This is a genomic window from Streptomyces sp. NPDC054956 (assembly GCF_053609185.1).
This window is the reverse complement of sequence record NZ_JBSGXB010000333.1, coordinates 1-7777: the sequence shown is the minus strand read 5'-3', so window position 1 is coordinate 7777 and position 7777 is coordinate 1. Positions and strand designations below refer to the sequence as shown.

The 7777-nt window shown below is 71.5% G+C and carries 7 protein-coding genes; all 7 read right to left on the bottom strand.

Annotation, left to right across the window (positions count from 1 at the left end; all coding sequences use genetic code 11):
* Positions 1–77 precede the first annotated feature (77 nt).
* Positions 78–749, bottom strand: a complete 672-nt coding sequence (locus tag ACWGDE_RS33135; protein ID WP_453392750.1) for a DUF6445 family protein — start codon at positions 747–749, stop codon at positions 78–80.
* Positions 750–849: 100 nt separating this feature from the next.
* Positions 850–2799, bottom strand: a complete 1950-nt coding sequence (locus ACWGDE_RS33130; protein ID WP_453392749.1) for an amino acid transporter — start codon at positions 2797–2799, stop codon at positions 850–852.
* A gap of 171 nt (positions 2800–2970) precedes the next feature.
* Complete coding sequence (locus tag ACWGDE_RS33125; protein ID WP_453392751.1) at positions 2971–3942, bottom strand: urease accessory protein UreD; 972 nt, start codon at positions 3940–3942, stop codon at positions 2971–2973.
* A gap of 5 nt (positions 3943–3947) precedes the next feature.
* The gene (gene ureG / locus ACWGDE_RS33120; RefSeq protein WP_453392748.1) at positions 3948–4571 is read right to left on the bottom strand and encodes an urease accessory protein UreG; all 624 of its coding nucleotides are present in this window, start codon (positions 4569–4571) and stop codon (positions 3948–3950) included.
* Positions 4572–4614: 43 nt separating this feature from the next.
* Positions 4615–5367, bottom strand: a complete 753-nt coding sequence (locus ACWGDE_RS33115; protein WP_453392747.1) for an urease accessory protein UreF — start codon at positions 5365–5367, stop codon at positions 4615–4617.
* 17 nt (positions 5368–5384) lie between these two features.
* Complete coding sequence (ureC, locus tag ACWGDE_RS33110) at positions 5385–7109, bottom strand: urease subunit alpha (RefSeq protein WP_453392746.1); 1725 nt, start codon at positions 7107–7109, stop codon at positions 5385–5387.
* Positions 7109–7582 (bottom strand): urease subunit beta, encoded by a 474-nt coding sequence (locus ACWGDE_RS33105; RefSeq protein ID WP_453392745.1) that lies wholly within the window; start codon positions 7580–7582, stop codon positions 7109–7111. The genes ureC and ACWGDE_RS33105 overlap by 1 nt, the downstream gene beginning before the upstream one ends.
* Positions 7583–7777 lie beyond the last annotated feature (195 nt).

The following is a 7777-nucleotide window of genomic DNA, read 5'->3' as shown; positions in this document are numbered from 1 at the left end:
AGCGGGCCGCGTCCACGGACTCGGCGAGGCGCGCCGCGTCGGCGTCGGCGGCGATGCCGAAAGGGACGGGTCCGGGGTCAGGCCATCCAGAAGAACACCGCCGTCATCCGCTTGTCCTCCAGGGTGTGGCCCCAGTAGCCGGTGGCGGTGTGGATCAGGTTGGCGGAGTAGAGCAGCAGCCGGTTGGCCCGGTGCGGGACCCGTACGTCCTCGACGAAGGAGTCCGGCGCGACGAAGCGGGTGCCCAGCGCGTCGACCAGGTTGTTGTGCGGGGCGGCCACCTGGTTGCCGCCGAGGGAGCCGCCCGGCAGGCGCTGGCGGTAGAAGCTGGTGCCGCAGTCCTTCGGGACCCGGGGGTTGAGGTAGAGCACCGCCGCGTACCGGCACAGGTTGCGCGAGTCGGTGTGGGGCCGCGGCTCGCATTCGCCCTCGCCGACGACCTGCACGCAGTTGTGGTTGAAGGTGCCGCCGCCGGCGGGCCGCTGCGCCCAGATCCGGCGTTCTCCGGTCGCCCGGAGCACCAGCCGCTCCACGCGGGCGAGTTCGTCCGGCTCCAGTGCCGGCATCGAGCGGAGTCCCGGCCAGGCCTCGGGCTTGTGGGGGTATCCCTCGGTCCAGTCGTCCCGGGCGAGCAGGCGCTCCCGTACGGCGGCCGGATCGGGCAGTACGTCGTCCAGTTCCCAGTAGTCGCGCCCGCGGGTCGGCTTCCGGTAGGGCAGGACCGGCAGGGCCGGGGGGTGTAAGGGCATGCCGGGGAAGGTAGTTGACCTTCCCCGGTCCGATCGCCACCGAAGTGGTCAACCTTGCGTCAAGTGTTCGTCATGCCGGCGAGCGGGCCGCCGGGCCCGGTCAGCCGGCGTGGACGTGGGGGCGGCGGGCGCGGTCGGGTTCGGCCTCGCGCAGGACCTCGCGGGTGACGGGGGCGACTTCGCCCTGGCCGAAGAGGAAGAAGCGCAGGAAGTTGGCCATCGGGTTGCCCTCGGTCCACTCGAAGTAGATGTGGGGGCGCTGGCCCGTCTCGTCGCGTACGTGGAGCAGCAGGGCGGCCAGGGCGTTGGGGATGCTGGAGCTCTCCAGGGTCAGGACGCGGTAGCGGTCGTGCAGGACCTCTCCGCGCACCCGCATGCCGGACTCGAACTCGGACGCGTCCAGGACGGTGACCTCGACGAACATCACGTCGTCGGCGGCCGGGATGTCGTTGTCCGCGCGGATCTGCTCGACCTTCTCGCGGTACTCGGCCTTGTCCCGGTTGTCGGGCTCGTTGGCGATGAACCGGATCGTGCGGTTGGCGGTGTCGCGGATGAAGCGGGCCGCCATGTCGTCCAGCTCGACGTGGGTGACGCGCAGCTCGAAGACCCGGGCGAGGCGGGAGAGGAGGGACAGCGCCATGATGCCCGCGATGAAGCAGGCGCCGATCTTCACGCCGTCCGGCCGCTCCACGACGTTCACGGCGGTGGTGTAGACGAGGACCGCGGAGATGACGCCGAAGGCGATGGTCCAGCCGCGCTCCGAGGCCCGGCGGGCCGCGATGGTCACGGCGACGGCGGCCGAGGTGATCAGGACCAGGACGCCGGTGGCGTACGCGCCTCCCTGCGCGTCGACGTCGGCGTCGAACAGCCAGGTCACCAGGAAGGCGATGAGGGTGAAGACGATGACCATCGGGCGCAGGGCGCGGGCCCAGTGCGGGGCCATGCCGTAGCGGGGCAGGTAGCGCGGCATGAGGTTGAGCAGGCCCGCCATCGCGGAGGAGCCGGCGAACCAGAGGATGAGGATCGTGGAGACGTCGTAGACCGTGCCGAAGGCCGAGCCCAGGTGCTCGTGGGCGAGGTAGGCGAGCGCCCGTCCGTTGGCCTCGCCGCCCGCCTTGAACTCGTCCGCCGGGATCAGCAGGGTGGTGATGAAGCTGGAGCAGATCAGGAACACGCTCATGATCACGGCGGCCGTGGTCAGCAGCTTCTTCGTGCCGCGGATGCGGCCCGCCGGCTTGTCGGGGGTGTCGCCGGGGTCGCCCTGGACGTGCGGCATGACCGCGACACCGGTCTCGAAGCCGGACATGCCGAGCGCGAGCTTGGGGAACACGACGAGCGCGATGGCGATCATCATGAACGGGTTGCCGTGTTCGGTGGTCAGCGCGCTCGACCAGTCGGTGATGACGTGCGGCTCGCTGATCACCTGCCACAGGCCGACGGCCATGACGACCACGTTCAGGCCCAGGTAGGTGGCCACCAGGAACACGGCGACGCCGATGGCCTCGCTGAACCCCTTGAGGAACACCGCGCCGAGCAGGGCGATCATGATCAGGGTGATGAGCACCTGGTGGCCGTCGAGGGTGCTGGTGAGGTGCGGGTTCTCCACCAGGTGCGCGGTAGCGTCGGCGGCCGAAAGGGTGATGGTGATCAGGAAGTCGGTCGCCGCGAACCCGAGCAGGGTCAGGACGAACAGCTTGCCCTTCCAGAACGACAGCAGCCGCTCCAGCATCGCGATCGAGCCCTCGCCGTGCGGGCTCTCCTCGGCCACCCGCCGGTAGACGGGCAGCGCGCCGAACAGGGTGAGGATCACCAGCACGATCGTGGCCAGCGGCGAGAGCAGGCCGGCCGCGAGCGCCGCGATGCCCGGCTGGTAGCCGAGCGTGGAGAAGTAGTCGAGGCCCGTCAGGCACATCACCCGCCACCACGGCCGCCCCTCGTGGGCTTCCGGGGCGGCGTGCCCGTCCCCGCCGGAGTGCTTGGGCCGGTCGGTGAGACCCTCCAGCAGCCAGGCACGCAGTCGCGTGGTCGGGGTCGCGGTGGCGGCTGCCATCGTGGTGCTCCTGTCGTACAGCTCGGATCCGGCCATTAGTACGACCGCGGACTGAGCGTACGGAAACTGATCGCTTTTGCACGCCTCCGACTCGATCCTTACGCGCTCTTAACGCCTTCGGCCGGGGCGTCGTCACCGCGGCGGGCGACGGCTGCCTTCGGGGCGGGTGGGTCAGGTCTTGCGCAGGTCCGGGGCGGGTACGCCGATCAGCCTGAGCCGCACGGCGTCCCAGGCGGCACCGAGCGCCCGGGTCACCGCCTCGGTGCGCTCGCCGAGCACCCGCACCCAGGCCCCGCAGTCCTGCGGCAGCACGCTGACCCCGTACGGGAGTCCGCGGCCGGCCAGGGCCCCGTGGAGCAGATCGGCGAGCTCCCGGGCGGGCGCGAGCGGGCTGACGGCGAAGAAGCAGGCTGTCACAGGGTGGCCGGCCAGCACGGCGGGCCCGTCGACCCCGGAGCCCCCGCGACCCCCGCGGCCCCCGGGCTCCAGTCGTACGGTGTCCAGCGCGAGCGGCTCGCCGTCCGGTCGGCGCAGCTCGAAGTCGGAGGCGAAGACCGCGTAGGCGTTGCGCTCGCCGCGCGCGAGCCGGCCGGACAGCACCGTCTCGCTCGCCAGCACCGTGGCGCCGGGGTCGGCGGTGATCACCGTCCGCTGGTAGAAGCGCGAGTCGGCGTAGGGGATGACCGGGTCCGGGAGGTACTCGACGTACGCGTCCGGCCCGGCACTCAGGAAGGTCTGCGCGACGGCGTAGTCGTGCTCCATCCGGTAGACCTTGGTGGCCGCCTGGGTCGTCACGAGCGCCGAGGTGCCGGGGCCGAAGCCGAGGTCGGTGCGCAGCCGGTCGGCCTGGATGATCCCGCCGCCCGTGGACATCAGGAAGGTGACCGGCAGATCGGGGCGGTGCGGGTCGAAGTAGAGCGGCCGCATGATCTGCAGCGGGGACTTCTGGTAGTGCCGCACCAGCTCGGTGCGCCCGCCGGCCCGCTCGAAGCCCAGCTCCAGCAGGCCGACCTTGCCGGGGCTCCCGACACCGAGGGTGTCCGGAGCCGAGGCGTGCCGGAGCACCTCCGGCGGGACGCGCGGGGGCTCGTAGTGCGCGGGGTCCAGCCGGACGCGGGGCGCCGGCGCGGGGGCGGCCGCCACGATGCTCACGCCCGCACCCGGCGGAAGGACTCGATGAAGGTGGCGACCTCCTCCAGGCCCTCACCGGTCAGGCAGTTGGTCAGGGCCACGGGGCGCCCGTCGCGCACGAGGTTCGCGTCGCGCTCCATCACGCCGAGGTCCGCGCGGACGTACTGGGCGATGTCGATCTTGTTGATCACGAGCATGTCGGACTCGGTGATGCCCGGACCCCGCTTGCGGGGCATCTTCTCGCCCTCGGCGGTGTCCAGGACGAAGAGGAACATGTCGACCAGGACCGGGCTGAAGGTCAGGGTGAGGTTGTCGCCCCCCGACTCGTAGAGCAGGGTGTCGACATCGGGGAACCGCTCCAGCATCTCGGCGCCGGCGGCGAGGTTCATCGTCGGATCGTCGCGCACGGCGGTGTGCGGGCACGCGCCGGTCTCCACGCCCACCACCCGCTCGGGGTCGAGCACCCCGGCCAGGGTGCGGCGGACGTGGTGGGCGTCCTCCTGCGTGTAGATGTCGTTCGTGATCACGGCGGGCCGGTGGCCGCGCTCGATGAGCACCGGCACCAGGGCCTCGATCAGCGCCGTCTTGCCGGAGCCGACGGGGCCGCCGATGCCGACCCGCAGGACGTTGTCCTCGTTCATCAACAGTCACGCACCTTCTGGAAGCAATGCCGGAGGGAAGGGTTCAAGTGGCGAACAGCCGGGCCTCGGCCCGTTCGTGACGGCCCGACATAACGTCGGCCATCGGAACGCACCCGCCGAGATCGGCGAGTTCGCGCCGCAGGGCCGCCCCCGCCACCTCCTCGATGACGGGCGCGATGTCCCGCAGGACCACCTGGGCCCTGCGGTGGTCCGTGAGCCGCAGCCGCAGCGCGGCGCCGGTGAAGCTGGCCGCGTACGCGAACAGGTCGCCGACGACGGCCTGTTCGGCCCCGACGCCCGCAGCCGCGTACGCAACTCCGGCGGCCACCGCCTGCGAGCCGGGAGCCCGCTTGGCGGCGACGAGCGAGGCGTACCGCTCCAGCGGCTCGCCGCCCACGCACTCGCGGGCGATGTCCAGCAGCTGGCGGCCGGTTCGGGTGGCTGCGCGGCGCAGCCCCTCGTTCAGCTTGGTCGCGTGCAGCCGCCGGTCGGTCTCGGCGAGCGCCTCCCAGTCACCCGCCAGCGCGGCCCGGTGGGCCAGCGCCAGCGCGGTGGCGTCGGAGGGGCCCACCGAATGCCGCAGCAGGTCGGCCAGCAGCTCCGGCACGCCCTCCGGGGTCACGGCCTTGGCCTGGGCGTAGGCCTCCAGACCGTGCGAGAGGGTGTAGAAGCCGCTGGGGAACGCCGAGTCGGTCAGCTGGAGGCTGACCAGCAGGGCCCGGACCGGCGTGACGCCGGGCGGGTTCGCGGCGCCGTCGGCAGGGATGCCGCTGGTGCCGGACGGGATGCCGCTCATGCCGGCAGGGTCGCCGCTCATGCCAGGTAGAACAGGTGGTTCAGCGGCAGTTCGCGGGCCGGCTCGATGGTGGCCGGCACCCCGTCCAGGCTGACCTTGTACGTCTCCGGGTCCACCGTGATCGCGGGCAGCGCGTCGTTGCGGACCATGTGCTGCTTGCCGACCGTACGGCAGTGCCCGACCGGCAGGACCCTGCTGTCCAGGCCCAGTTGCCGCGGTACGCCCAGATCGATCGCGGCCCGCGACATGAAGGAGACGCGGGTCGCCTGCCTGGCCTTGCCGTACGCCCCGAACATCGGCCGGTAGTACACCGGTTGCGGGGTCGGCAGCGAGGCGTTCGGATCGCCCATCAGCGCCCAGTTGATCAGGCCGCCCTTGATGACCATCTTCGGCTTCGCGGCGAAGGAGTGGATCGGCCACAGCACGATGTCGGCGAGCTTGCCCGGCTCCAGGGAGCCGATGTGGTCGGCCGTGCCCGAGGCGACGGCCGGGTTGATCGTGATCTTGGCCAGGTAGCGCAGCACGCGGAAGTTGTCGTTGCGCTCGGTGTCGCCGTCGAGCTTGCCGCGCCGGTCCTTGCAGTGGTGCGCGGTCTGGAAGGCGCGGGTCCAGGTCTCGCCGATGCGGCCCATGGCCTGCGAGTCGGAGGAGAAGATCGAGATGACCCCCTCGTCGTGCAGCACGGTCTCGGCGGCGATCGTCTCGACGCGCACGCGCGAGTCGGCGAAGGAGACGTCCTCCGGGATGTCGTGCGAGAGGTGGTGGCAGACCATCACCATGTCGAGGAGCTCGTCGACCGAGTTCACGGTGTAGGGCAGCGTCGGATTGGTGGACGACGGAAGCACGTTGGGCTCGCCCGCCACCCGCATGATGTCGGGGGCGTGGCCGCCGCCCGCTCCTTCGGTGTGGAAGGTGTGGATGGTGCGCCCGTCGACGGCCGAGAGGGTGTCCTCGAAGAAGCCGGACTCGTTCAGGGTGTCGGTGTGCACCGCGACCTGGACGTCGTACGCGTCGGCCACGTCGAGCGCCCTGCGCAGCGCGGCCGGGGTGCTGCCCCAGTCCTCGTGCACCTTCAGGCCGCAGACGCCCGCCTCGACCTGCTCGATCAGCGCGCCCGGCAGCGAGCCGTTGCCCTTGCCCAGCAGGCCGACGTTGACCGGCAGGTCCTCGACCGCCTGGTACATCCGGCCGATGTTCCACGGACCCGGCGTGCACGTGGTGCCGTTGGTGCCGTCCGACGGACCGGTGCCGCCGCCGATCAGCGTCGTGATGCCGTTGGACAGCCCGTGCTCGGCCTGCTGCGGGGAGATGAAGTGGATGTGCGTGTCGACGCCGCCGGCGGTGGCGATCAGGTGCTCGCCCGAGATCACCTCGGTGCCGGGGCCGATGACCAGCTTGGGGTGGACCCCGGACTGGGTGTGCGGATTGCCGGCCTTGCCGAGCCCGGCGATGAACCCGTCCTTGACGCCGAGGTCGCCCTTGACCACGCCCAGGATCGCGTCCATGACCACCACGTTCGTGATGACCAGGTCCAGGGCGCCCTGCGCGTTGGTGGCCTGCGGGTCCTGGGCCATGCCGTCGCGGATGCCCTTGCCGCCGCCGTAGACGGCCTCGTCACCGTAGTGGCCCTCGTTGTGGTCCTTCTCGACCTCGACGACCAGGTTGGTGTCCGCCAGGTGGAAGCGGTCGCCGACGGTCGGACCGAACAGGTCGGTGTACTGCTTGCGGCTCAGGACGGCCATCAGTTCTCGCCCTTCTTGTGGGTCTTGTGCTTCTTCCTGCCGTCCTCGCCCTTGCCGTCCTCGCCCGTGCTGTCCCCGCCCCCGGCGTGGACGTCCTCGATGCGGGCGCCCTTGAAACCGAGTTCGACGGCCCGGCGCAGCGCCCGGACGCGGGTGTCGGCGGAGCCGAGGCCGCCGTCGACGAGCGAGCTGAAGCCGATCAGCCGGCCGTGGCCGCCGTACGCGGTGAGTCCGACCTCCCGGGTGTCGCCCGGCTCGAAGCGCACGCCGGTGCCGGCGGGGAGGTCGAGGTGCATGCCGTACGCGGCGTTGCGGTCGAAGTCGAGGGCGCGGTTGGCCTCGAAGAAGTGGTAGTGCGAGCCGACCTGGATCGCGCGGTCGCCCGTGTTGGAGACGGTGACCCTTGCCTTGCGGCGGCCGGCGTTGATCTCTACGGAGCCTTCGTCGTAGAGGTAGTTGGCGCCACCGGACACGGTGGTACTCCCCTTCCTCGGGATCAGTGGTGGGGGCGGCCGCGGGAACGGCCGCGCGGCGCGGGGTCTTCGTCGTGCGCCGGTCCGTGGTCGTGGCCGTGCCCGTCGCCGTGGTCGTTGTCGTGCCGGTGGTCGCCGTTGTCGTGGTCGTCGCTGTGGCGGTCGCCGCCCGGGCCGTGCGCGTGGGCGTACCCG

Excerpts from the sequence above, each read along its gene's own strand:
- ACWGDE_RS33135 (WP_453392750.1), bottom strand. The coding sequence starts at position 749 with ATGCCCTTACACCCCCCGGCCCTGCCGGTCCTGCCCTACCGGAAGCCG.
- ACWGDE_RS33130 (WP_453392749.1), bottom strand. The coding sequence starts at position 2,799 with ATGGCAGCCGCCACCGCGACCCCGACCACGCGACTGCGTGCCTGGCTG.
- ureG (WP_453392748.1), bottom strand. The coding sequence starts at position 4,571 with ATGAACGAGGACAACGTCCTGCGGGTCGGCATCGGCGGCCCCGTCGGC.
- ACWGDE_RS33115 (WP_453392747.1), bottom strand. The coding sequence starts at position 5,367 with ATGAGCGGCATCCCGTCCGGCACCAGCGGCATCCCTGCCGACGGCGCC.
- ureC (WP_453392746.1), bottom strand. The coding sequence starts at position 7,109 with ATGGCCGTCCTGAGCCGCAAGCAGTACACCGACCTGTTCGGTCCGACC.